Here is a 540-nt window from a genome sequence, read left to right on the forward strand (position 1 = left end):
CAGCTCGAGATGGCCCGCGCGCTCGGCACGCATCACAGCGCCGTCGCCTGCGGGGAAGGCGATATCGCCGCCGTCTTCCCCGACGTAATCCGTTTCACGGAGCGGCCGATCCTGCGCACTGCCCCTGCCCCGCTCTACAAGCTCTCGAGCCTCGTGCGAGAGGCCGGTTTGAAAGTGGTGCTGACGGGCGAAGGCGCCGACGAAGTCTTTGCCGGCTACGATATTTTCAAGGAGGCCAGGGTTCGGCGCTTTTGCGGGAGACAGTCCGGCTCCCGCATCCGGCCGCATCTGTTCCGCAAGCTCTACCCCTATCTTCCGGGCCTGAGGCAGCAATCGGCCGAGTACCTGTTCTCCTTCTTCGGGGCTAGCGGCGCGACGCTTGACGATCCGCTGTTCTCCCATCGGCCGAGGTTCGACGGCACGGCTGCGACGAAGCTGTTCTACTCGGGCGATCTGCGTGCCACATTGTCCGGATATGACGCCGCCGAGGAGCTCGCCGCGCGGCTGCCCGAGGCGTTCGCCCGCTGGCATCCCTTGCAC

General features: G+C 66.1%; 1 protein-coding gene. It reads left to right on the forward strand.

Annotation, left to right across the window (positions count from 1 at the left end):
• Positions 1 to 540: asparagine synthase-related protein (locus tag EOA22_RS36765; RefSeq protein ID WP_245478818.1), on the forward strand; the 540-nt coding region annotated here is incomplete at both ends.

Source organism: Mesorhizobium sp. M7A.F.Ca.US.014.04.1.1 (genome assembly GCF_003998745.1).
Taxonomy (GTDB): domain Bacteria; phylum Pseudomonadota; class Alphaproteobacteria; order Rhizobiales; family Rhizobiaceae; genus Mesorhizobium; species Mesorhizobium ciceri.